This is a genomic window from Pseudomonas sp. LB3P31 (genome assembly GCF_054897945.1).
In genome coordinates, this window is the sequence record NZ_CM142710.1 from 2,004,762 (window position 1) to 2,026,367 (window position 21,606).

18 protein-coding genes are annotated in these 21,606 nt (G+C 61.2%); 9 read left to right on the top strand and 9 right to left on the bottom strand.

What is annotated here, in order from left to right; all coding sequences use genetic code 11:
• Positions 1-107: 107 nt before the first annotated feature.
• Complete coding sequence (gene bglX, locus ACYZTK_RS09155; RefSeq protein WP_462014139.1) at positions 108-2,399, top strand: beta-glucosidase BglX; 2,292 nt, start codon at positions 108-110, stop codon at positions 2,397-2,399.
• A gap of 102 nt (positions 2,400-2,501) precedes the next feature.
• Here bglX and ACYZTK_RS09160 read toward each other — a convergent pair whose 3' ends face one another.
• The 4 genes from ACYZTK_RS09160 to ACYZTK_RS09175 form a co-directional block, all read right to left on the bottom strand.
• Positions 2,502-3,659: a phospholipase D-like domain-containing protein gene (locus ACYZTK_RS09160; RefSeq protein WP_462014140.1), complete on the bottom strand. Its 1,158-nt coding sequence runs from the start codon at positions 3,657-3,659 to the stop codon at positions 2,502-2,504.
• Positions 3,660-3,664: 5 nt separating this feature from the next.
• Positions 3,665-4,255, bottom strand: coding sequence for a YceI family protein (locus tag ACYZTK_RS09165; RefSeq protein WP_462014141.1), 591 nt, complete (start codon positions 4,253-4,255; stop codon positions 3,665-3,667).
• 206 nt (positions 4,256-4,461) lie between these two features.
• Positions 4,462-4,791, bottom strand: coding sequence for an amidase (locus tag ACYZTK_RS09170; RefSeq protein WP_462014142.1), 330 nt, complete (start codon positions 4,789-4,791; stop codon positions 4,462-4,464).
• Positions 4,788-5,882 carry a serine hydrolase domain-containing protein gene (locus tag ACYZTK_RS09175; protein WP_462014143.1) on the bottom strand — a complete coding sequence of 365 codons (1,095 nt, stop codon included), beginning with the start codon at positions 5,880-5,882 and terminating at the stop codon, positions 4,788-4,790. Before ACYZTK_RS09175 ends, ACYZTK_RS09170 begins: the two co-directional genes overlap by 4 nt.
• An 835-nt stretch (positions 5,883-6,717) precedes the next feature.
• On the opposite strand from ACYZTK_RS09175, the gene olsB reads away from it, so the two are divergent.
• Complete coding sequence (gene olsB, locus ACYZTK_RS09180; RefSeq protein ID WP_462014144.1) at positions 6,718-7,473, top strand: L-ornithine N(alpha)-acyltransferase; 756 nt, start codon at positions 6,718-6,720, stop codon at positions 7,471-7,473.
• Positions 7,473-8,264: a lysophospholipid acyltransferase family protein gene (locus tag ACYZTK_RS09185; RefSeq protein WP_462014145.1), complete on the top strand. Its 792-nt coding sequence runs from the start codon at positions 7,473-7,475 to the stop codon at positions 8,262-8,264. The genes olsB and ACYZTK_RS09185 overlap by 1 nt, the downstream gene beginning before the upstream one ends.
• Before the next feature lie 149 nt (positions 8,265-8,413).
• Here ACYZTK_RS09185 and ACYZTK_RS09190 read toward each other — a convergent pair whose 3' ends face one another.
• Positions 8,414-8,992 carry an acyl carrier protein phosphodiesterase gene (locus tag ACYZTK_RS09190; RefSeq protein ID WP_462014146.1) on the bottom strand — a complete coding sequence of 193 codons (579 nt, stop codon included), beginning with the start codon at positions 8,990-8,992 and terminating at the stop codon, positions 8,414-8,416.
• A gap of 171 nt (positions 8,993-9,163) precedes the next feature.
• On the opposite strand from ACYZTK_RS09190, the gene ACYZTK_RS09195 reads away from it, so the two are divergent.
• The 3 genes from ACYZTK_RS09195 to ACYZTK_RS09205 are packed head-to-tail and all read left to right on the top strand — an operon-like array spanning position 9,164 to position 11,724.
• Positions 9,164-9,466, top strand: coding sequence for an ArsR/SmtB family transcription factor (locus ACYZTK_RS09195; protein WP_462014147.1), 303 nt, complete (start codon positions 9,164-9,166; stop codon positions 9,464-9,466).
• A 19-nt stretch (positions 9,467-9,485) separates the two neighbouring features.
• Positions 9,486-10,652, top strand: a complete 1,167-nt coding sequence (locus ACYZTK_RS09200; RefSeq protein ID WP_462014148.1) for an MFS transporter — start codon at positions 9,486-9,488, stop codon at positions 10,650-10,652.
• A 22-nt stretch (positions 10,653-10,674) separates the two neighbouring features.
• Entirely contained in the window at positions 10,675-11,724 is a 1,050-nt protein-coding gene (locus ACYZTK_RS09205) for an alkene reductase (protein WP_462014149.1), read from the top strand.
• A 372-nt stretch (positions 11,725-12,096) separates the two neighbouring features.
• Here ACYZTK_RS09205 and emhR read toward each other — a convergent pair whose 3' ends face one another.
• The gene (emhR, locus tag ACYZTK_RS09210) at positions 12,097-12,729 is read right to left on the bottom strand and encodes an efflux system transcriptional repressor EmhR (protein ID WP_462014150.1); all 633 of its coding nucleotides are present in this window, start codon (positions 12,727-12,729) and stop codon (positions 12,097-12,099) included.
• Positions 12,730-12,995: 266 nt separating this feature from the next.
• Between emhR and ACYZTK_RS09215 the strand changes: the two genes are divergently transcribed.
• From ACYZTK_RS09215 to emhC, 3 genes are read left to right on the top strand one after another with little or no spacing between them, the layout of a single operon-like run.
• The gene (locus ACYZTK_RS09215; RefSeq protein ID WP_462014151.1) at positions 12,996-14,153 is read left to right on the top strand and encodes an efflux RND transporter periplasmic adaptor subunit; all 1,158 of its coding nucleotides are present in this window, start codon (positions 12,996-12,998) and stop codon (positions 14,151-14,153) included.
• 3 nt (positions 14,154-14,156) lie between these two features.
• Positions 14,157-17,321, top strand: a complete 3,165-nt coding sequence (emhB, locus tag ACYZTK_RS09220) for an efflux RND transporter permease subunit EmhB (protein WP_462014152.1) — start codon at positions 14,157-14,159, stop codon at positions 17,319-17,321.
• A complete protein-coding gene (emhC, locus tag ACYZTK_RS09225) occupies positions 17,318-18,778 on the top strand; it encodes an efflux RND transporter outer membrane subunit EmhC (RefSeq protein ID WP_462014153.1) in 1,461 nt (486 codons plus the stop codon). Before emhB ends, emhC begins: the two co-directional genes overlap by 4 nt.
• A gap of 221 nt (positions 18,779-18,999) precedes the next feature.
• Here emhC and pcaC read toward each other — a convergent pair whose 3' ends face one another.
• The 3 genes from pcaC to ACYZTK_RS09240 are packed head-to-tail and all read right to left on the bottom strand — an operon-like array spanning position 19,000 to position 21,570.
• The gene (gene pcaC / locus ACYZTK_RS09230; protein ID WP_462014154.1) at positions 19,000-19,392 is read right to left on the bottom strand and encodes a 4-carboxymuconolactone decarboxylase; all 393 of its coding nucleotides are present in this window, start codon (positions 19,390-19,392) and stop codon (positions 19,000-19,002) included.
• Between the two features lie 10 nt (positions 19,393-19,402).
• Complete coding sequence (gene pcaD / locus ACYZTK_RS09235) at positions 19,403-20,194, bottom strand: 3-oxoadipate enol-lactonase (protein ID WP_462014155.1); 792 nt, start codon at positions 20,192-20,194, stop codon at positions 19,403-19,405.
• 11 nt (positions 20,195-20,205) lie between these two features.
• Positions 20,206-21,570, bottom strand: coding sequence for a 3-carboxy-cis,cis-muconate cycloisomerase (locus ACYZTK_RS09240; protein WP_462014156.1), 1,365 nt, complete (start codon positions 21,568-21,570; stop codon positions 20,206-20,208).
• Between the last annotated feature and the right edge of the window lie 36 nt (positions 21,571-21,606).

A 21,606-nucleotide genomic window follows, 5' to 3' on the forward strand; every position in this document is an offset into this window, starting at 1 on the left:
AACAGTTCAGAAGTTTGCTGCATTTACTTGAACAACAATAGTCGCTCCCTAAATTTTGGCTGACCGGCGCGTCATAACCGCCGCTTAGGCTTTCGAGAAAACTATTCATGAAGAAGCTGTGTTTGCTGGGCCTGTTCGTCAGCCTGGCCAGTCATACCGTACTGGCCGCCACGACGCCCGCACCCGTGGAAAACAAGGACGCGTTCATCGGCAACCTGATGAAGCAGATGACCCTCGAGGAAAAAATCGGCCAGTTGCGCCTGATCAGCATCGGCCCGGAAATGCCCCGGGAGCTGATCCGCAAGGAAATTGCCGCCGGCAACATTGGCGGCACGTTCAACTCGATCACCCGTGCAGAAAACCGTCCGATGCAGGACGCGGCGATGCGCAGCCGGCTGAAGATCCCGATGTTCTTCGCCTATGACGTGATCCACGGCCATCGCACGATCTTCCCGATCCCGCTGGCCCTGGCCTCGAGCTGGGACATGGACGCCATCGGCCTGTCCGGGCGCATCGCCGCCAAGGAAGCCGCGTCAGACAGCATCGACCTGACTTTCGCGCCGATGGTCGACATCTCCCGCGACCCACGTTGGGGCCGTACCTCCGAAGGCTTCGGCGAGGACACCTACCTAGTGTCGCGCATCGCCGCAGTGATGGTCCGGGCCTTTCAGGGCACCGGCGCCAACGCGGCCGACAGCATCATGGCCAGCGTCAAGCACTTCGCCCTGTACGGTGCGGTCGAGGGCGGTCGCGACTACAACGTCGTCGACATGAGCCCGGTGAAGATGTACCAGGACTACTTGCCGCCCTACCGCGCCGCAATTGACGCCGGAGCCGGCGGAGTCATGGTAGCGTTGAATTCGATCAACGGCGTGCCGGCCACTGCCGACACCTGGCTGATGAATGACCTGCTGCGCCGGGACTGGGGCTTCAAGGGCCTGGCCGTCAGCGACCACGGGGCAATTTTCGAACTGATCAAGCATGGTGTTGCCCGTGACGGTCGCGAGGCCGCGAAGCTGGCGATCAAGGCCGGCATCCACATGAGCATGAACGACACGCTCTACGGCAAGGAATTGCCAGGGCTGTTGAAGGCTGGCGAGATCGAGCAGAGCGATATCGACAACGCCGTGCGCGCGGTGCTCGATGCCAAGTACGACATGGGCCTGTTCAAGGACCCGTACCTGCGCATCGGCAAGGCCGAGGATGATCCGGCCGACACCAATGCCGACAGCCGCCTGCACCGCGCCGAGGCCCGCGACGTTGCACGCCGCAGCCTGGTGCTGCTGAAAAACCAGGGCGAAACCCTGCCACTGAAGAAAACCGCGAAAATCGCCCTGGTCGGTCCGCTGGCCAAGGCGCCGATCGACATGATGGGCAGCTGGGCCGCCAACGGTCGCCCTGCGCAATCGGTGACCCTGTTTGAGGGCATGACCAGCGCACTCGGTACGCAATCGACGCTGATCTATGCCCGCGGCGCCAACATCACCAGCGACAAGAAGGCGCTGGATTACCTGAACTTCCTCAACTTCGATGCCCCGGAAGTGGTGGATGATCCGCGCTCGGCGCAGGTGCTGATCGATGAAGCGGTGAAGGCCGCCAAGGATGCCGATGTGGTGGTGGCCGCCGTGGGCGAGTCCCGTGGCATGTCCCATGAGTCGTCGAGCCGCACTGACCTGAACATCCCGGAAAACCAGCGTGAGTTGATCCGCGCCTTGAAAGCCACCGGCAAACCGCTGGTATTGGTACTGATGAACGGCCGCCCGCTGTCGATCCTGCAGGAGAAGGAGCAGGCTGACGCGATCCTGGAAACCTGGTTCAGCGGCACCGAAGGTGGCAACGCCATCGCCGACGTGCTGTTCGGCGATTACAACCCGTCGGGCAAACTGCCGATCACCATCCCGCGCTCGGTCGGCCAGATTCCGACCTACTACAACCATCTGAGCATTGGCCGGCCGTTCACCCCGGGCAAACCGGGCAACTACACCTCGCAGTACTTCGATGACACCACTGGCCCGCTGTTCCCCTTTGGTTTCGGCTTGAGCTACACCGATTTCAGCCTGAGCGACATGGCCTTGTCGTCGACCACCCTGAACAAGACCGGCAAGCTCGATGCCAGCGTAGTGCTGAAGAACACCGGCAAGCGCGATGGCGAAACCGTGGTGCAGCTGTACATCCAGGACGTGACCGGATCGATGATCCGCCCGGTGAAAGAGCTGAAGAATTTCCAGAAAATCATGCTCAGGGCCGGCGAGCAGAAGGTGGTGCACTTCACCATCACCGAGGATGAGCTGAAGTTCTTCAACACCCAGCTCAAGTACGCGGCGGAGCCTGGCAAGTTCAACGTGCAGATCGGCCTGGATTCCGAGGATGTGACGCAGCAGAGCTTTGAATTGCTGTAACCCTGGCAAAAAGCAAAAGATCGCAGCCTTCGGCAGCTCCTACACAGTTCTGTGTACACCCGTAGGAGCTGCCGAAGGCTGCGATCTTTTGATCTTAAAAAACTACCCCCGCCGATCCAGCAGATTCACCACCACCCGATCCACCCATCCCCAGATCCGCTGCTTCACCCGCCGCCACAGCGGCCGGCGCTGCCAGGCTTCCAGGCTGACTTCCTGGCTCAAGGCAAAATCTTTCTCGAAGCTGGCAACCACCGCCCGCGTCAACCCGGGGTCAAGTGCTTCGAGATTCGCCTCCAGATTAAAACGCAAATTCCAGTGATCAAAATTGCACGAGCCAATGCTCACCCAGTCGTCGATCAAGACCATTTTCAGGTGCAGGAAACACGGCTGGTACTCAAAGATCTTAACCCCCGACCTGAGCAGTCGCGGGTAATAACGATGCCCGGCGTACCGCACCGAGGGATGATCGGTGTGCGGCCCGGTGAGCAGCAGGCGCACATCAACGCCCCGTGAGGCGGCACGGCGCAGTGAGCGACGGACTTTCCAGGTCGGCAGAAAATACGGCGTGGCCAGCCAGATGCGTTGCTGTCCACTGTTCAGCGCGCGGACCAGCGACTGCAAGATGTCCCGGTGTTGCCGGGCATCGGCGTACGCCACCCGGCCCATGCCCTCGCCGGTAGACGGCACGCGGGGCAGTCTTGGCAAACCAAAGTGCGACGAGGGTTTCCAGGCGCGGCGATGCCGGTTGGCGATCCATTGGCGGTCGAACAGCAGCTGCCAGTCCAGCACCAATGGGCCGCTGATCTCAACCATCACTTCGTGCCACTCGCTGACGTCCTCACCCGGGGTCCAGAACTCATCGGTAACGCCCGTGCCGCCGACCACCGCCAGGCTCTGATCGACCAGCAGCAGTTTGCGGTGATCGCGGTAGAAATTGCCGACCCAGCGCCGCCAGCTCAAACGATTGTAGAAGCGCAGCTCGACGCCAGCATCGATCAGGCGCTGGCGCAGAGTCAGGGTGAATGCGAGGCTGCCGTAGTCATCGAACAGGCAGCGCACCCGCACGCCGCGCTCCGCAGCCTGGATCAACGCCTGCACCATGGCGTCGGCACAGGCGCCCGCTTCCACCAGATACAGTTCCAGCTCGACCTGATCCTCGGCACGGGCGATCGCTACCAGCATGCGCGGAAAAAACTGCGGACCGTCGATCAGCAGTTCGAAGCTATTGCCTTCACGCCAGGGAAAGATTGCACCGGCCATGGCCGTCAGCGCGCCGTGAAGATCAGTACCGCACCCACCGGTACCGACAGACTGATGGCGGACAGACCGGCAACCTTGCGCAAGCTTTCCAGGCCGGGCACCAGGTCGAAATCCGCAGCGCTGATTACCAGCGGCTCCAGCGTCACCACTTGAAAGCGCCGGTCATCCAGACGAGTCGCCAGCAGTTCGGCGTTGTATTCCTGGGTCTTGCCATGCAGGTTGACGGTCACCGGCAAACGCAATTCGAGCTGCGCACCGGACGCGAGGTCGTTGATCGGGCGCAGATCGATCTGTGCCGTGATCAGGGCTTCGGGGAATTTCTGGACGTCGAACAGCTCCTTGCGCATGCGCTCGTCGCGCAACGGAATGCCACTGCTCACCGAGTCCAGCTCGACTTCGACCTCGGCCAGGCCCTTGGGGCTGACCTTGCCGTGTAGCACCAGAAAGCGCTGCACTTCGGAAATGTTGGCGTTCTTGGTACTGATGAACGACAGCCGCGAGGATTCGCCGTCCAGGTACCAGTTGGCCTGGGCGGCCAGGGATGTGCCAGCCAGCAGCAGGAAAGCGAGGGTTTTGCAGAGGGACGGCTTGAGCATAAAGACTCGTGCTGAAAATAAACTTGCACGAACCTTAACCGCCCCTGAACCAATTGCATACATCTATGGGGCGGGCAAAATCACTGTAGGAGTGAGCCTGCTCGCGATGGCGGATTAACATTCAACAATGTCATTGGCTGCAAGATCGCAATCGCGAGCAGGCTCACTCCTACAGGGTTCGCGGGCCGCTGCAGGGATCGCAGCATTCAGGGAGTCAGGCGACAGCCCTGGCGTTCGCCGATCCACTGCGCGCTGCTGCTTCGGCCCATGCCGCTGACGGTGATGCGTTTGCCGAGCGGGTCATCGGTAAAACCGCTGGTGGGCAGCCACTGTTTCACATAGCTGTGGCAGTAGTCGGCGGGGTTGTTCATCACGTACCGGCATGAACAATACTCCTTGGCGGTGTAGCCGCTGATGATGTCCGGGAACGCCCACAGCGCTACCCGCTCCTGCCAGATCCAACCTGACAAGGCGAGCAGCACAATCAACCCCAATATGCTTAGCGGACGGCGACGGATAACACTGCGGCGGGTCATGGCTGCACCTGCCCGGCGACTGCCTGGCGTATAAGTTGGAGCAGTGCGTTGTGGCTGTAGCTGCCATCGCGATCATCGCCGTAACGCACGATCACCAGGTTCTCGCTGGGGATCACGTACAGGGCCTGCCCCCAATGCCCAAGTGCCGCGAAGGTATCGGCGGGCGCATCGGGCCAGGGTTGGGCGGCGCCGTCGGCAGCGCGATTGAGCCACCAATGGCCGCCCGGCACCGTGGCGTCCTGATGGGCCTTGTAGTGCTTGAAGGGCTCGAGATTGAAAGCTACCCACTCCTTGGGCACCAACTGGCGCTCCCCCCAGCGCCCGTCGCGGGCCATTAACAGGCCGACGCGCGCCAGGTCGCGGGCAGTGAGGTAAGCGTAGGAGGAAGCGACAAATGTACCGCTGGCATCGGCCTCCCAGGTCGCATGACGAATACCCAGCGGCTCGAACAGTGCAGTCCACGGATAGTCCGCATAACGCACTGGCCCGACGATGTTTTTCAGCGCGGCAGACAGCAGATTGCTGTCGCCACTCGAATACCGAAAAGCCTGACCTGGCTCGGCGTAGGCGACATGGCTGGCGGTGAACGCCGCCATGTCGGAATGGCCGCGGGTGTACAGCATCGCCACCACCGACGACTTCAGCGGCGCGTATTCGTAGTCTTCCTGCCAGTCGAGACCGGAGGCCCAGTGCAGCAGATCGGCGAGGGTCAGGTCCGGGTGTTGTTTCAGCGCCGGATAGAATTTCAGCGCAGGGTCCTGAAGCTTGAACAGGCCTTCGCCGTAAGCCACTCCGAGCACCGTGGCCATTAGGCTTTTACTGATCGACCAGGTCAGGTGCGGGGTGTCGGCGGTGGTCGGCGCGGCGTAGCGTTCATAGACCACTTGACCGTCGCGGATCACCAGCAGGGCGTCGGTGCGGATGCCGGTTCGGGTGGTGTCATCTCTGGGAGGAAAGGCGTAGGTCTCCAGGGCGTGGAGCGCAGGACCGGAGAGAGTCGGGCCGCGAGACCAGTGTTCGGCAGGCCAATTTTCGGCGTAGGTGGTGAAGCTGAGCATGAGCATTAACCACAGGGGCAAGCCTTTGAACATGGCGGGGGCTCGGTGGATTGAACCTGGTGAGCCTAGTCGTAGTTAATGACAGTTTTTGAGTCAGACCAGTATCTGCAGCGCGTCAGGGATTTTTGCGCACCATCAATTCCCTGTGGGAGCGGGCTTGCTCGCGAATGCGCTGTGTCAGCCACCATCAATTTCGACTGACACACCGCTTTCGCGGGCAAGCCCGCTCCCACAGGGGACGGCGTCAGTTTGGAGGGTGTGCACGATCACAGCAGCGCAGCGCGCCGGCGTGATGCCTTGGTCGGCCCGAAGGCCGCCACGGCGAGGTCGTAGATTGCGGACGCCCCGTTAACCACGCTGGCCGAACGTAGGTATTGCGGAGCGGGTAAACCGGCAAGGATGCCGGTTTAGCTGCGTTGGGCCATGGATGGCCCGTCGCAGCGGCCCGCGGAGCAATGCCGGAGTGAGGGCACACCGAGCCTTAGCGAGGTGCCAAGTGGTGGGGCAAAAAGCGCTTGGTTACTTGGGGCCGGGGCGCGCAGCCATCTCCAAGTGACCCGCTGTAAAAGCGCAACCATTGGAAGCCGTTACCGCAATAACGGATATGTACACAAGGCAAGATCAAAAGATCGCAGCCTCGTTTCACTCGGCAGCTCCTACAGGGGGGGGAGTGCTAGAAAGGCGGAACTTATAGAAGCCGTTACCGCAATAACGGATATGTACCCCAAGGGCTGTCATACAAGCATCACCAAAGCTTCATGGCGATGACACCGGCGCTACATAGCCTGACTTTGCACAACACGGCTGCATAAAGAAAGTCGATCGACTGCCACCCAAGACGGGTGACCAGCCCGCACGGAGATTCGCCATGACTCAGATCGCCCGCATCCGCGACACCGGCAGTGAACGCCGCCTGCAAGCCGAACGCCTGATCGGCGCAAACGCGTTGCAGGAAGCCCAGGCTTTGCGCTTCAACGTGTTCAGTGGAGAATTCAACGCCAAGTTGAAAGGCGCCGAGCGCGGTCTGGACATGGACGACTACGACGTTCATTGCGCCCACATCGGCGTGCGTGACCTGAACACCGGGCGTCTGGTGGCGACCACCCGCCTGCTCGATCACCAGGCCGCGAGCAGCCTGGGGAAATTCTACAGCGAAGAAGAATTCAGCTTGCACGGCCTGGTCCATCTGCAGGGTCCGATCCTGGAAATCGGCCGCACCTGCGTCGACCCGGCGTATCGCAACGGTGGCACCATCGCCGTGCTCTGGGGCGAGCTGGCCGAAGTGCTGAACCAGGGCGGCTACAGCTACCTGATGGGCTGCGCGAGCATCCCGATGCAGGATGGCGGCATCCAGGCCCACGCAATCATGCAGCGCCTGCGCGAACGCTACCTGTGCACCGAACACCTGCGCGCCGAGCCGAAAAAACCGCTGCCGGCCCTGGCCATTCCGTCCAATGTCATCGCCGAAATGCCGCCGCTGCTCAAGGCCTACATGCGCCTGGGCGCTAAGATCTGCGGCGAGCCGTGCTGGGATGAAGATTTCCAGGTCGCCGACGTGTTCATCCTGCTCAAGCGCGACGAACTCTGCCCGCGATACGCCAAGCACTTCAAGGCGGCCATGTGATGAGCCGGCTGCGAGTTTACGCGCGGATCGCGCGAGTGCTGGTGGTGGTCACGCTGGGGCTGAGCATGGCCGGTATGTTCGGCCTGTTCGAGCGGTTGGGCATTGCGCACTCGATGGTTCGCCGTCAGCGCTGGTCGCGTTTTTTCATGGCGCGTCTGGCCAATGCCCTGCCCTTTCGCGTGACAGTCCACGGCGAGCTGCCGCAACAACCAATGCTCTGGGTCAGCAACCATGTGTCCTGGACTGACATTCCACTACTGGGCATGCTCACGCCCATGTCGTTCCTGTCCAAGGCCGAGGTGCGCACCTGGCCGGTAGCGGGCTGGCTCGCGGCCAAGGCTGGAAGCCTGTTCATTCGTCGTGGCTCGGGCGACAGCCAACTGATCCGCAAGCAGATGACCCGTCATCTGCAGCAAGCGCATCCACTGCTGATGTTCCCGGAGGGCACCACCACCGATGGCCGCGCGCTGCGCACCTTCCACGGGCGTCTGCTGTCGGCGGCGATTGATTCCCAAGCCAAGCTACAACCGGTGGCGATCCGTTATCTGCGTGAAGGTGAACTGGATTCGCTCGCGCCATTCATTGGCGATGACGATCTGCTCTCGCACCTGATGCGTCTGTTTGGCAATGATCGCGGCGATGTGGAAATTCACCTGCTCAAGCCGATCGCCTGCGAAGGCCGCGAGCGCGCGGCGCTGGCGTTTGACGCGCAGCAGGCGGTGCAGAAGGTGTTGTTTGGAGAAATTCCGCAAAAGCAGCCAACGCCAATGCGCCCCGCGATCGCCGCCTGATCCACTGCAGGAACACCTATTCCCTGTAGGAGCGAGCCTGCTCGCGATGGCTGCTTCAAATTCAACAATGATGTTGAATGAAGATCGCCATCGCGAGCAGGCTCACTCCTACAAAGGGGCTCCCACAGAGGTTGTATGTTGCAGGGATATCAAGTTACCTGGCGGTTCCGGGCGAAATCCTGCAACTGCGGATAGAACAACCGGAAATCCTCGCTCAACGGCTCATACAACGCCCGCAATTCCTGCATCGCGGCAGCCAGCTCTTCAGGCCGGGTCAGCCGACGCGAAATCCCCCGCAGCACCTGCTCCAGCACCTCAAACTCCTGGTAAGAACCCAACCAGTCGTTGGCCACCATATGCGGCGCGATCCGCGCCAGGCGCTCCGGCAATTGCTGCTCGCCAGCCAGCACGTGGTACACATCAGCCGTAAACAACTGCAGCGGCCCCTCGGCATAGAGCGTCCAGTCCCGCGCCAGGCAGTGATCAAAAAACACATCGACGACAATCCCGGCATAACGCCGGCGAGTCAGGGAAAACCGCGACAACGAGATGTCCACCAACGGATGCCGGTCGGTGAAGACATCAATGCTGCGATGCAGCTGGATGGCCGCTTCGACCTCCGGAGCAAATTGCCCTTGCAGCCGCCCTTTGACGAAATCGCCATACAGGCTGCCGAGCAATTGACCGGGGCGCTGGCCACCGAGGTGCAGATGTGCGAGATAATTCATGTCGCGCAGCTTAGCACTGCGCACTCGAATCGTTAAAGTCAACGTATCGTTATAACCCGATATAGCGAATTATGCGGTCGTCAGGCCAAATTCATATTTGTATATCGCGAAATTACGATTTAAAGTTCGCCTCATCGCGATATAACGTTTTATTAATCACGAGCCCACACCATGTCTATCAATCTCGACGAAATAATAAAAGCCCTGGCACACCCAGTACGGCGAGAAATCCTGCACTGGCTAAAAGACCCGACCGTTGAATTTCCCGACCAGTCCCACAGCAACGAACACGGGGTGTGCGCCGGACAGATCGATCAACGCTGCGGCCTCTCGCAGTCCACGGTCTCGGCACACCTTGCCACCCTGCAGCGCGCTGGCCTGATCAGCAGCCGCAAGGTTGGCCAATGGCACTTTTTCAAACGCAACGAGGAAACCATCCAGGAATTCCTCAGCACTTTCAGTAAAGAGCTCTGACCCTTTCAAAGGAATCCACATGCCCCTCTCGCTCCTCATCCTGGCCTTGAGCGCCTTCGCCATCGGCACCACCGAGTTCGTCATCATGGGCCTGCTGCCTGATGTGGCGGCCGACCTCGGGGTGTCGATTCCTGGCGCCGGCTGGCTGGTGACCGGCTACGCCCTGGGCGTGGCCATCGGTGCGCCATTCATGGCACTGGCCACCGCCAGACTGCCACGCAAGGCCGCCCTCGTAGCGTTGATGGTCATCTTTATCATCGGCAACCTGCTCTGTGCGCTGGCCAGTGACTACAACGTGCTGATGTTCGCCCGGGTAGTGACCGCGCTGTGCCACGGTGCCTTCTTCGGCATTGGCTCAGTAGTGGCGGCAGGCCTGGTTCCGGCGAACAAGCGGGCCTCCGCCGTGGCCCTGATGTTCACCGGCCTGACCCTGGCCAACGTGCTCGGGGTGCCACTGGGCACTGCGCTCGGCCAGGAAGCCGGCTGGCGCTCGACCTTCTGGGCGGTGACCGTGATTGGCGTGATCGCGCTGATCGGGCTGATTCGCTTCCTTCCGGCCAAGCGCGATGAAGAAAAACTCGACATGCGCGCCGAACTGCGAGCGCTCAAAGGGGCCGGCATCTGGCTGTCCCTGAGCATGACCGCACTGTTCGCTGCGTCGATGTTCACCCTGTTCACCTACGTTGCGCCGCTGCTTGGCGACGTCACCGGCGTCTCGCCCAAGGGCGTGACCTGGACCCTGCTGCTGATCGGCCTGGGCCTGACCGTGGGCAACATCATCGGCGGCAAGCTGGCAGACAAGCGCCTGGCGGCGACCCTGATCGGCGTTTTCATCTCAATGGCGGTGATCTCGACCGTACTGACCTGGACCAGCGTCGCGCTGATCCCGACCGAAATCACCCTGTTTCTCTGGGCCACCGCATCGTTCGCTGCCGTGCCAGCACTGCAGATCAACGTAGTGAGCTTTGGCAAGGCGGCGCCGAACCTGGTGTCGACCCTGAACATCGGCGCGTTCAACGTCGGCAATGCGCTGGGCGCCTGGGTCGGTGGCAGCGTCATCGCCCACGGCTTCGGCCTGACCAGCGTGCCCCTGGCGGCTGCCGCACTGGCGGTGCTCGCCCTGCTGGTCACGCTGATTACTTTCCGTCAGAGCGGCGACGCCGAGCTGGCCCCTGCTACCCATTAATCTCCCACGAGGCCTTTATTTCATGACGACTATTTTCGATCCGATCAAACTGGGCGACGTCGAACTCGCCAACCGCATCATCATGGCCCCCCTGACCCGCTGCCGCGCCGACGAAGGTCGGGTGCCGAATGCGCTGATGGCCGAGTACTACGTGCAACGCGCTTCGGCCGGCCTGATCCTCAGCGAGGCCACTTCGGTCACGCCGATGGGCGTCGGCTACCCGGACACCCCGGGCATCTGGTCCAACGACCAGGTCCGCGGCTGGAGCAATGTGACCAAGGCGATCCACGGCGCGGGCGGCAAGATCTTCCTGCAACTGTGGCACGTCGGCCGGATCTCCCACGAGTCGTACCTGAACGGTGAAGCACCGGTGGCTCCAAGCGCCATCCAGCCAAAAGGCCACGTCAGCCTGGTGCGCCCACTCGCCGACTACCCGACGCCGCGTGCCCTGGAAACCGCAGAGATCGCCGACATCGTCGACGCCTACCGCACCGGTGCTGAAAATGCCAAGGCCGCCGGTTTCGACGGAGTGGAAATCCACGGTGCCAACGGTTACCTGCTCGACCAGTTCCTGCAAAGCAGCACCAACCAGCGCACCGACAACTACGGTGGCTCCCTGGAAAACCGTGCGCGCCTGTTGCTGGAAGTGACCGATGCCGCCATCGAAGTCTGGGGCGCAGGCCGCGTAGGTGTGCATCTGGCACCTCGCGCCGACTCCCACGACATGGGCGACGACAACCTGGCCGAAACCTTCACCTACGTCGCTCGGGAGCTGGGCAAGCGCGGCATCGCGTTCATCTGCTCCCGGGAGAAAGAAGGCACCGACAGCCTGGGCCCACAACTGAAAGAAGCCTTCGGCGGCCCGTACATCGCCAACGAACGCTTCACCAAGGACAGCGCCAACGCCTGGCTGGCTGCCGGCAAGGCTGATGCGGTGGCTTTCGGCGTGCCATTCATTGCCAACCCGGACCTGCCGGCTCGCTTGAAGGCTGATGCGCCGTTGAACGAAGCACGCCCTGAACTGTTTTATGCCAAGGGGCCGGTGGGTTACATCGACTACCCGGTGATGTAATTCAGCGCCAATGAAATGCAAAAGCCCCGACTCGAAAGAGTTGGGGCTTTTTTGTGAAACAAATCTTTGGATTGACACCGCTCACTGTAGGAGCTGCCGAAGGCTGCGATCTTTTGATCTTGATTTTCCGGCAGAACGCCAGAATCAAAAGATCGCAGCCTTCGGCAGCTCCTACGGATCGGCGTGAACGCGCTTGCTCACAAGTCCGACACAAATTTCCTACAAAATACGCCGCTCCCGGCCTGTCATCCCCAAGCCCGTGCGTATATAAAAGCCACCCGCTGCAAAAACGCGGGTAAAGCGGTAAAGCGGTAAAGAGGTGATCTTCGCCAGCGTCTATTGACACGCAAGGATCCAATTACGCATTTTGTATCAATTGCGCAGGCTCGGGCTGTAGCGCAGCATGTCCAAGCCTGTGTCGGTCCATCGCTCCGCTTCGGTGTGCAGTTCAAAGCTGTCCGGAGCCAGCAGCCACTGATACAGGATGCCGTCGATGTAGGCATGCAGGCTGATGGCGGCGCGCTCCGTGTCGAGGTTTTCCGGCAATTGCCCACGGTTCACGGCATTACGCAAAGCGAGGCCGATCCGCACGTTGCAGTCGAGGCTGGCGGTCTGGCGCTGCTGGCGCAGGTCGCACATTTCATCGGTGAATTCGCACTTGTGAAACAGGATCTCATTGAGGCGCCGGGTTTTCGGGTCCAGGGCAATCTGATGAAACAAATGAATCAGCAGCTTGCGCATGCAGCCCAGGGGGTCGAGTTCCTCTGCGCTTTCGCTCGCCTTGGCCATTTCATCCAGTGGCTCCTGCAAGGTGTCGAGCATCGCCTGCACCACATCGGCCTTGTTGCTGAAATGCCAATAGATGGCACCGCGAGTGACGCCGGCCAGGGTCGCAATGTCGGCCAGGGTCGTGCGCGCCACGCCCCGCTCGTAAAAGGCTTTTTCTGCCGCTTCGAGTATTTGGGCGCGGGTTTCCTGAGCTTCCTCTTTGGTACGACGGACCATGGCAGTACAACCTCAATCAGGGTGCTTCAGCGATGTCTGAATATCAGCTGAATAAAAGCGGGGCGAACGTTCTTGGGGTTCGTCCCCGGGCCTACAATTCAAACCTTGCGGCGGTCTCTGCAAAAGCGAGGGTACACAGCCAAGGTATTTACAAACAACCATGAATGTAAGTATATTCCTTAGCAAGCTACATATCCACTCAGCGCTGATTTTTTACTTTCCACCCTTTCCGGTGCGCCATTGGCGCGCCTGACCCGAGGATTTTCATGCAATTCAAGCCAGCTGTTACCGCTCTGGTCACTGCCGTCGCCCTGGCATCGCTGCTAAGCGGATGCAAAAAGGAAGAGACGGCACAGGCCGCCCCACCCCCTCAGGTCGGCGTAGTCACACTGCAAGCCCAGTCCTTTACCCTGACTTCCGAGCTTCCGGGCCGCACCAGTGCGTTCCGCATTGCCGAGGTTCGCCCGCAGGTCAATGGCATCATTCTCAAGCGCCTGTTCAAGGAAGGCGGCGACGTCAAGGCCGGCCAGCAGCTGTACCAGATCGATCCAGCCGTTTATGAAGCCACGCTGAAAAGCGCCGAGGCCAACCTGCAGCAGACCAAGTCGATCTCCGATCGCTACAAGCTGCTGGTCAAGGAACAGGCCGTCAGCCGCCAGGAGTACGACACGGCCCTGGCCAATCGCCTGCAGTCGGAAGCAACCTTGCAAACCGCCCAGATCAACGTGCGCTACACCAAAGTCTACGCGCCCATCACCGGTCGCATCGGGCGCTCCAACGTAACCGAAGGCGCTTTGGTGACCAGCGGCCAGACCGACGCCATGGCCGTCATCCAGCAACTCGATCCGATCTATGTCGACGTGACCCAGTCGTCCGTGGAGCTGCTTGAATTGCGCCGCGAACTGGAAAGCGGCCGCCTGCAAAAGGCCGGTGACACCGCCGCTGCGGTCAAGCTGACCCTGGAAGACGGCAGCCAGTACAAGCTTGACGGCAAGCTGGAGTTCTCCGAAGTCTCGGTTGACCAGACCACCGGTTCCGTAACCTTGCGCGCCGTATTCCCGAACCCTGATCACACCTTGCTGCCAGGCATGTTCGTGCACGCCCAGCTGCAGGCCGGCGTGAACAGCGCGGCGATCCTGGCCCCGCAACAGGGCGTGACCCGCGACCTCAAAGGCTCGCCGACCGCACTGGTCGTCGGTCCGGACAACAAGGTCGAGTTGCGCCAGCTCAAGGCCAGTCGCACCGTGGGCAGCCAGTGGCTGATCGAAGACGGCCTCAAAGCCGGCGATCGCCTGATCACCGAAGGGCTGCAATACGTCAAACCTGGCGTCGAAGTGAAAGTCAGTGAAGCGACTAACATAGGCTCCAAGAACCCGGCCCCCGCACAGGCAGCTGATAAGGCTTCCAGCGGCAAAGGGGAGTAACCCATGTCGAAATTTTTTATCGACCGTCCGATTTTCGCCTGGGTAATTGCCTTGGTGATCATGCTGGTCGGGGCTCTATCGATCCTCAAACTCCCGATCAACCAGTACCCGAGCATTGCGCCACCGGCCATTGCGATCTCCGTGAGCTACCCGGGCGCTTCGGCACAAACGGTTCAGGACACTGTGGTCCAGGTGATCGAGCAACAGCTCAACGGTATCGATAACCTGCGTTATGTCTCTTCGGAAAGTAACTCCGACGGCAGCATGACCATTACCGCGACCTTCGAGCAGGGTACCAACTCTGATACCGCGCAAGTCCAGGTGCAGAACAAGCTGAACCTGGCCACCCCGCTGCTGCCCCAAGAAGTGCAGCAACAGGGGATCCGCGTAACCAAGGCAGTGAAAAACTTCCTGCTGGTGATCGGCGTGGTGTCGCGTGACGGCAGCATGACCAAGGACGACCTGTCCAACTACATCGTGTCGAACATGCAAGACCCGATCTCGCGGACCGCCGGTGTCGGTGACTTCCAGGTCTTCGGTTCGCAATACGCGATGCGCGTCTGGCTCGACCCGGCCAAGCTGAACAACTTCAGCCTGACTCCGGTAGACGTCAAGGCAGCCATCGCCGCACAGAACATCCAGGTGTCCTCCGGTCAACTGGGCGGCCTGCCTGCAGCGCCCGGCCAGCAACTGAACGCGACCATCATTGGCAAGACCCGCCTGCAGACCGCCGAGCAGTTCAACAAGATCCTGCTCAAGGTCAACAAGGACGGTTCGCAAGTACGCCTGTCCGACGTCGCCGACGTTGGCCTGGGTGGCGAGAACTACAGCATCAATGCCCAGTTCAACGGCGCACCGGCTTCCGGTCTTGCAGTGAAACTGGCCAACGGTGCCAACGCCCTCGACACCGCCAAAGCCCTGCGCAACACCATCGACACCCTCAAGCCATTCTTCCCGGAAGGCATGGAAGTGGTGTTCCCGTACGACACCACCCCGGTGGTGACCGAGTCGATCAAGGGTGTGGTTGAAACCCTGGTCGAAGCGATCGTACTGGTGTTCCTGGTGATGTTCCTGTTCCTGCAGAACTTCCGCGCCACCGTCATCACCACGATGACCGTGCCGGTGGTACTGCTCGGTACCTTCGGGATCCTCGCGGCGTTCGGTTTCAGCATCAACACCCTGACCATGTTCGGCATGGTGCTGGCCATCGGCTTGCTGGTGGACGATGCCATCGTCGTGGTGGAAAACGTCGAACGGGTGATGAGCGAAGAAGGTCTGTCACCCAAGGAGGCCACCAAGAAATCCATGGGGCAGATCCAGGGTGCCCTGGTCGGTATCGCCCTGGTGCTCTCGGCGGTACTGCTGCCGATGGCGTTCTTCAGCGGTTCCACTGGCGTGATTTACAAGCAGTTCTCGATCACCATCGTTTCGGCCATGGCCCTGTCGGTACTGGTTGCCCTGATCTTTACCCCGGCGCTTTGCGCGACCATGCTCAAGGCGATTCCGAAAGGCGAGCACGGCACCCCGAAACGCGGCTTCTTCGGCTGGTTCAACCGCAGTTTCGACCGCGGCGTGCGCAGCTACGAGCGCGGCGTCGGCAACATGCTCACGCACAAGGCTCCGTACCTGTTGGCCTACGTGATCATCGTGGTCGGCATGATCTGGCTGTTCACCCGCATTCCAACGGCATTCCTGCCGGAAGAAGACCAGGGCGTATTGTTTGCCCAGGTGCAGACCCCGGCCGGCTCCAGTGCCGAGCGCACCCAGGTGGTGATCGACGAGATGCGCGAGTTCCTGCTGCGTCCGACCAAGGACGGCGGTGAAGGCGATGCAGTGGCCTCGGTATTTACCGTAAACGGCTTCAATTTCGCCGGTCGCGGCCAGAGTTCGGGCATGGCATTTATCATGCTCAAACCCTGGGACCAGCGTAACGCCGATAACAGCGTGTTTAACCTGGCCAGCAGAGCCCAACAGCACTTCTTCTCGTTCCGAGATGCCATGGTGTTCGCCTTCGCGCCACCAGCGGTACTGGAATTGGGTAACGCCACTGGCTTCGACGTATTCCTCCAGGACCGTGCCGGTATCGGTCACGAAAAACTGATGGAAGCGCGCAACCAGTTCCTCGGCATGGCAGCGCAAAGCAAGGTGCTGACGCAGGTGCGTCCAAACGGCCTGAACGACGAGCCGCAGTACCAGCTGGAAATTGATGACGAGAAAGCCAGTGCCCTGGGCATCACCCTTTCCGACATCAACAGCACCCTGTCGATTGCGTTGGGCAGTAGCTACGTCAACGACTTCATCGACCGCGGTCGGGTGAAGAAGGTGTACGTGCAAGGCCAGCCAGGCTCGCGGATGAGCCCGGAAGACATCAAGAAATGGTACGTGCGCAACGCCGAAGGAACCATGGTGCCGTTCTCGGCCTTCGCCAAGGGCGAGTGGATCTACGGTCCGCCTAAGCTCTCGCGCTACAACGGCGTGGAAGCCATGGAGATCCTCGGTGCCCCGGCGCCTGGCTACTCCACCGGTGAAGCCATGGCGGAAGTCGAAGCCCTGGCGAAGAAACTGCCGGCGGGTGTCGGTATTTCCTGGACCGGCCTGTCGTACGAAGAACGTCTATCCGGCTCCCAGGCGCCAGCGTTGTACGCGTTGTCGCTGCTGATGGTGTTCCTGTGTCTGGCGGCGCTATATGAAAGCTGGTCGATTCCGATCGCGGTGATGCTGGTGGTGCCCCTGGGGATCATCGGGGCATTGCTGGCCACGAGTCTGCGCGGCCTGTCCAACGACGTTTACTTCCAGGTGGGACTGTTGACGACCATCGGTCTGGCGGCGAAAAACGCCATCCTGATCGTCGAATTTGCCAAGGAGCTGCATGAGCAGGGCAAGAGCCTGCGCGATGCAGCGATCGAAGCTTGCCGCATGCGCTTGCGTCCGATCATCATGACCTCGCTGGCCTTCGTCCTCGGCGTAGTGCCGCTGGCGATTTCCACGGGTGCAGGTTCGGGTAGCCAACATGCGATCGGTACCGGCGTTATTGGCGGTATGATCACGGCCACGGTCCTGGCAATCTTCTGGGTCCCACTGTTTTTCGTTACCGTGTCCTCCATTGGTCAGCGCAAGAAAACCGATCAGGATGACGCTATTGAAACTTCTAAAGAGGCTGGCCAATGAGCAAGTCGCTACTCTCCCTGGCGGTCGCCGCGTTTGTTCTCGGTGGCTGCTCGCTGATACCTGATTATCAGCAGCCAGAAGCCCCGGTGGCGAGCCAGTACCCGCAAGGCCCGGCGTATTCGCCGGCCCAGGCGCCAGGTCAGGCCGCCGCTGAACAGGGCTGGAAACAGTTTTTCCATGACCCGGTCCTGCAACAGCTGATCCAGGTGGCGTTGGAAAACAACCGTGACCTGCGGGTCGCTGCGTTGAACATCGACGCATTCGCCGCGCAGTACCGCATCCAGCGTGCGGACCTGTTCCCGGCGGTGTCGGCCAATGGCACTGGCAGCCGCCAGCGCGTTCCGGCCAACGCTTCGCAAACCGGCGAGGCAGGGATCACCAGTTCCTACTCGGCCACCGTCGGCATCAGCGCCTACGAACTCGACCTGTTCGGTCGGGTTCGCAGCCTGAGCGAGGAAGCCCTGCAGCAGTACTTCGCCACTGAAGAAGGTCGGCGCAGCACACAGATCAGCCTGGTGGCCAACGTCGCCAATGCCTATCTGACCTGGCAGGCTGACAAGGAACTGCTGAAGCTGACCCAGGACACACTCGGGGCGTTCGAGGAGAGCTTCAAGCTCACCTCGCGCAGCGCCGAAGTGGGCGTAGCCTCGGCACTGGACCTGGCGCAGTCGCGCACCTCGGTGGAAAACGCCCGGGCGCAACTGGCCAAGTACACCCGCCAGGTCGCCCAGGATGAAAACAGCCTGGTGCTGCTGCTCGGCACTGGTCTTCCAGCCAACCTGCAGCCGACCCGGCCGCTGGCTGACGACCTGCTGAGCGATGTGCCGCCGGGCTTGCCGTCGGACCTGCTGCAACGTCGTCCGGACATCCTCCAGGCCGAGCGCAACCTCAAGGCCGCCAACGCCAACATCGGCGCTGCCCGGGCTGCGTTCTTCCCGAGCATTAGCCTGACCGCCAATGCTGGCTCCCTGAGCCCCGATCTGTCCGGCCTGTTCAAGGGCGGCTCGGGCACCTGGTTGTTCCAGCCGCAGATCAACCTGCCGATCTTCAACGCCGGCAGCCTGCGTGCCAGCCTGGATTACTCGAAAATCCAGAAAGACATTGGCGTGGCAAACTACGAGAAGTCCATTCAAACGGCCTTCCAGGAAGTCGCCGACGGCCTGGCCGCCCGCCAGACCTACACCCAGCAGCTGCAGGCCCAGCGTGATTTCGTCACCGCCAACCAGGACTACTACCGTCTGGCCGAGCGTCGTTATCGCATTGGTGTCGACAGCAACCTGACCTTCCTCGATGCCCAACGTCAGTTGTTCAGTGCCCAGCAGGTACTGATCACTGACCGTCTGGCGCAGCTGGTCAGCGCAGTGAACCTGTACAAGGCACTGGGCGGTGGCTGGAATGCGCAGACCGCGCAGAATGAGCCGGTGAAGGAAGAAGCACCGAAATTGAAGTTGTTCTGATAGCGCTGTAGCAATGTCGAAGCCCACCTTTCAGGTGGGCTTTTTGTTGGGCCGTAAGATAGAGATCGCAGCCTCGTTTCACTCGACAGCTCCTACAGAGAACCGCGTTCACCCTGTAGGAGTGAGCCTGCTCGCGATGGCGGTCTGCCTGTCACATCAATGTTGAATGTTTCATCGTCATCGCGAGCAGGCTCACTCCTACAGGGGGGTATCTGAGCGACCTACTCCCGGGACTCGACTCCAAGCTCATCCCACACCGACTCAGCCAAGTGGAAGGTCGCGTTGGCGGCCGGGATGCCGCAGTAGATCGCGCTCTGCATGATCACTTCCTTGATCTCGCCACGGCTGACGCCATTATTGGCCGCGGCGCGCAGGTGCAGCTTGAGTTCATCGTTGCGGTTCATGCCGATCAGCATCGCGATGGTGATCAGGCTGCGGGTGTGTCGCGGCAATCCTGGACGGGTCCAGATGTCGCCCCAGGCGTGGCGGGTGATCATTTCCTGGAACTCCGAGTTGAACTCGGTCAGGGCACTCAGGCTGCGATCAACATGAGCGTCGCCGAGCACCGCGCGGCGAACTTCCAGGCCTTCGTCGTAACGTTGTTTTTCGTCCACGAGTGTCCCCTTAGCGAGCGGTCAGAAACGCCACAACCCGCTCGCTGAAAGCAGCGCCGGCCTGGACGTTGGACAGGTGCGCCGCATGGAACTCCGCATACTCGGCACCCGCTACATGTTCCTGGATGAAATGGCTGCCGGCCGGCGGCGTAACCGCGTCTTCGGTGCCGGCAATTACCAGCAACGGCACCTTGATTGCGGCCAACTGATCACGGAAATCGGCATCGCGCACCGCCGCACAATTGGCGGCATAACCTTCAGGCGATGTAGCGGCGAGCATGTCGGTGATTTTGCCGGCGACAGCAGGATTGGCAGCGGCAAACTCCGGCGTGAACCAGCGCGCAATCGATGCATCCCGCAGCGCAACCATGGCCGCCGCGCGATCACGTAACACTGATTCGATTCGCGGGTTCCACACCGACGGATCGCCGATCTTCGCTGCGGTATTGCACACCACCAGTTTGAGCAGGCGCTCACCGGCATTGATCCCCAGCCACTGGCCAATCAAGCCACCCATGGACAGGCCACAGAAATGCGCGCGCTCGATGTGCAAGGTGTCCAGCAGGGCCAGTACGTCACCACCCAGCTGTTCAATGGTGTAAGGGCCCGGCGTCACCAGCGATTTTCCGTGCCCGCGGGTGTCGAAACGCAGCACCCGGAAGTGTTGAGTAAACGCGGCAATTTGCGCGTCCCACATGTGCAGGTCGGTGCCCAGTGAATTGGACAGCACCAGCACCGGCGCATCTTCAGGTCCATCCAGTTGGTAATGCAGTTCGCCCTCGGCGAGTTGTACAAAAGCCACAGCAATCTCCTTCAGGCAGTTAATGCAACATGTTCAGCCACGGCTCGTTCGACCCAGGTACGGGCCTGACCGAGATAATGGGCAGGGTTGAGCAGATGATCGAGTTCAGCGGCGGACAGTTCGGCGGTCACTTGCGGCTCATCGCCCAGCACCGCACGCAAATGGCGCTGCTCGGCCACGGCGCGCTTGCAGCATTGTTCAAGCAGATGGTGAGCGGTGTCGCGGCCCAGCCGTTGAGCGAGGACGATGCTCACCGCTTCGGCCAGCACCAGACCTTGAGTCAGGTCGAGATTGCGCACCATGCGTGCGGCGTCCACTTCCAGCCCGCCCGCCACCAGCAGCGCCTGCTTCAGGCTGCCGGATACCAGGCAACAGATTTCCGGCAGGGTTTCCCACTCGGCATGCCAAAGACCCAGGCTGCGTTCGTGTTCCTGGGGCATTGCACTGAACAAAGTCGAGACCAAACCGGGCACCCGGGTTGCAGCGCTGATCAGCACGGCCGCGCCCACCGGATTACGCTTGTGCGGCATGGTCGAGGAACCGCCCTTGCCCGGTGCCGACGGCTCGAACACTTCAGCAGCTTCGGTCTGCATCAACAGGCTGATGTCACGGCCCAGCTTGCCGAGGCTACCGGCGATCAGCCCGAGCACTGCGGCAAATTCCACCAGACGATCGCGCTGGGTGTGCCAGGGTTGTTCCGGCACGGCCAGTTGCAGTTCTTGCGCCAGCGCCTGGGCCACCGGCATCGCCTGCTCGCCCAGCGCCGCGAGGGTGCCCGAGGCGCCGCCGAACTGCAGCACCAGTAACCGCGGTTTAAGTTCCGCAAGGCGCTGGCGGCTGCGAGTGATCGCGCCCAGCCAACCGGCGATTTTCATCCCGAGGGTGACCGGCGTCGCATGTTGCAGCCAGGTGCGTCCGGCCAGCGGAGTTGCAACATGGCGCATCGCCTGAGCCGCGAGGAGCTCGCCCAACTGCGCCAAGTCGTTTTCGATGAGTTGCAGTGCACGACGCAGTTGCAGCACCAGGCCACTGTCCATCACGTCCTGGCTGGTAGCGCCCAGATGCACATAACGTTCGGCCTCTACGTCGGTGGCCGCAATCTGCTTGCCCAGGGCCTTCACCAGTGGAATCGCCGAATTGCCTGCGGTGGCGATTGCCTCGCCAAGCAGTGCAAAGTCGTAATGACCGGCCTGGCACGCCGCTTCAATCGCAGCCACCGCCGACTGCGGAATCAGCCCGACTCGCGCCTGCGCACGAGCCAACGCCGCTTCGAAGTCGAGCATGGCCTGGACACGGCCCTGATCACAGAACACTTCGCGCATATCGCGGGCAGTGAAGTAGGCATCGAACAACTGATTGCCCGGTCGCTCGTTCATAAACAATCCCTGAAGGCGTGGGCCGTTTCGGCCCAC

Excerpts from the sequence above, each read along its gene's own strand:
- bglX (WP_462014139.1), top strand. The coding sequence starts at position 108 with ATGAAGAAGCTGTGTTTGCTGGGCCTGTTCGTCAGCCTGGCCAGTCAT.
- ACYZTK_RS09160 (WP_462014140.1), bottom strand. The coding sequence starts at position 3,659 with ATGGCCGGTGCAATCTTTCCCTGGCGTGAAGGCAATAGCTTCGAACTG.
- ACYZTK_RS09165 (WP_462014141.1), bottom strand. The coding sequence starts at position 4,255 with ATGCTCAAGCCGTCCCTCTGCAAAACCCTCGCTTTCCTGCTGCTGGCT.
- ACYZTK_RS09170 (WP_462014142.1), bottom strand. The coding sequence starts at position 4,791 with ATGACCCGCCGCAGTGTTATCCGTCGCCGTCCGCTAAGCATATTGGGG.
- ACYZTK_RS09175 (WP_462014143.1), bottom strand. The coding sequence starts at position 5,882 with ATGTTCAAAGGCTTGCCCCTGTGGTTAATGCTCATGCTCAGCTTCACC.
- olsB (WP_462014144.1), top strand. The coding sequence starts at position 6,718 with ATGACTCAGATCGCCCGCATCCGCGACACCGGCAGTGAACGCCGCCTG.
- ACYZTK_RS09185 (WP_462014145.1), top strand. The coding sequence starts at position 7,473 with ATGAGCCGGCTGCGAGTTTACGCGCGGATCGCGCGAGTGCTGGTGGTG.
- ACYZTK_RS09190 (WP_462014146.1), bottom strand. The coding sequence starts at position 8,992 with ATGAATTATCTCGCACATCTGCACCTCGGTGGCCAGCGCCCCGGTCAA.
- ACYZTK_RS09195 (WP_462014147.1), top strand. The coding sequence starts at position 9,164 with ATGTCTATCAATCTCGACGAAATAATAAAAGCCCTGGCACACCCAGTA.
- ACYZTK_RS09200 (WP_462014148.1), top strand. The coding sequence starts at position 9,486 with ATGCCCCTCTCGCTCCTCATCCTGGCCTTGAGCGCCTTCGCCATCGGC.
- ACYZTK_RS09205 (WP_462014149.1), top strand. The coding sequence starts at position 10,675 with ATGACGACTATTTTCGATCCGATCAAACTGGGCGACGTCGAACTCGCC.
- emhR (WP_462014150.1), bottom strand. The coding sequence starts at position 12,729 with ATGGTCCGTCGTACCAAAGAGGAAGCTCAGGAAACCCGCGCCCAAATA.
- ACYZTK_RS09215 (WP_462014151.1), top strand. The coding sequence starts at position 12,996 with ATGCAATTCAAGCCAGCTGTTACCGCTCTGGTCACTGCCGTCGCCCTG.
- emhB (WP_462014152.1), top strand. The coding sequence starts at position 14,157 with ATGTCGAAATTTTTTATCGACCGTCCGATTTTCGCCTGGGTAATTGCC.
- emhC (WP_462014153.1), top strand. The coding sequence starts at position 17,318 with ATGAGCAAGTCGCTACTCTCCCTGGCGGTCGCCGCGTTTGTTCTCGGT.
- ACYZTK_RS09240 (WP_462014156.1), bottom strand. The coding sequence starts at position 21,570 with ATGAACGAGCGACCGGGCAATCAGTTGTTCGATGCCTACTTCACTGCC.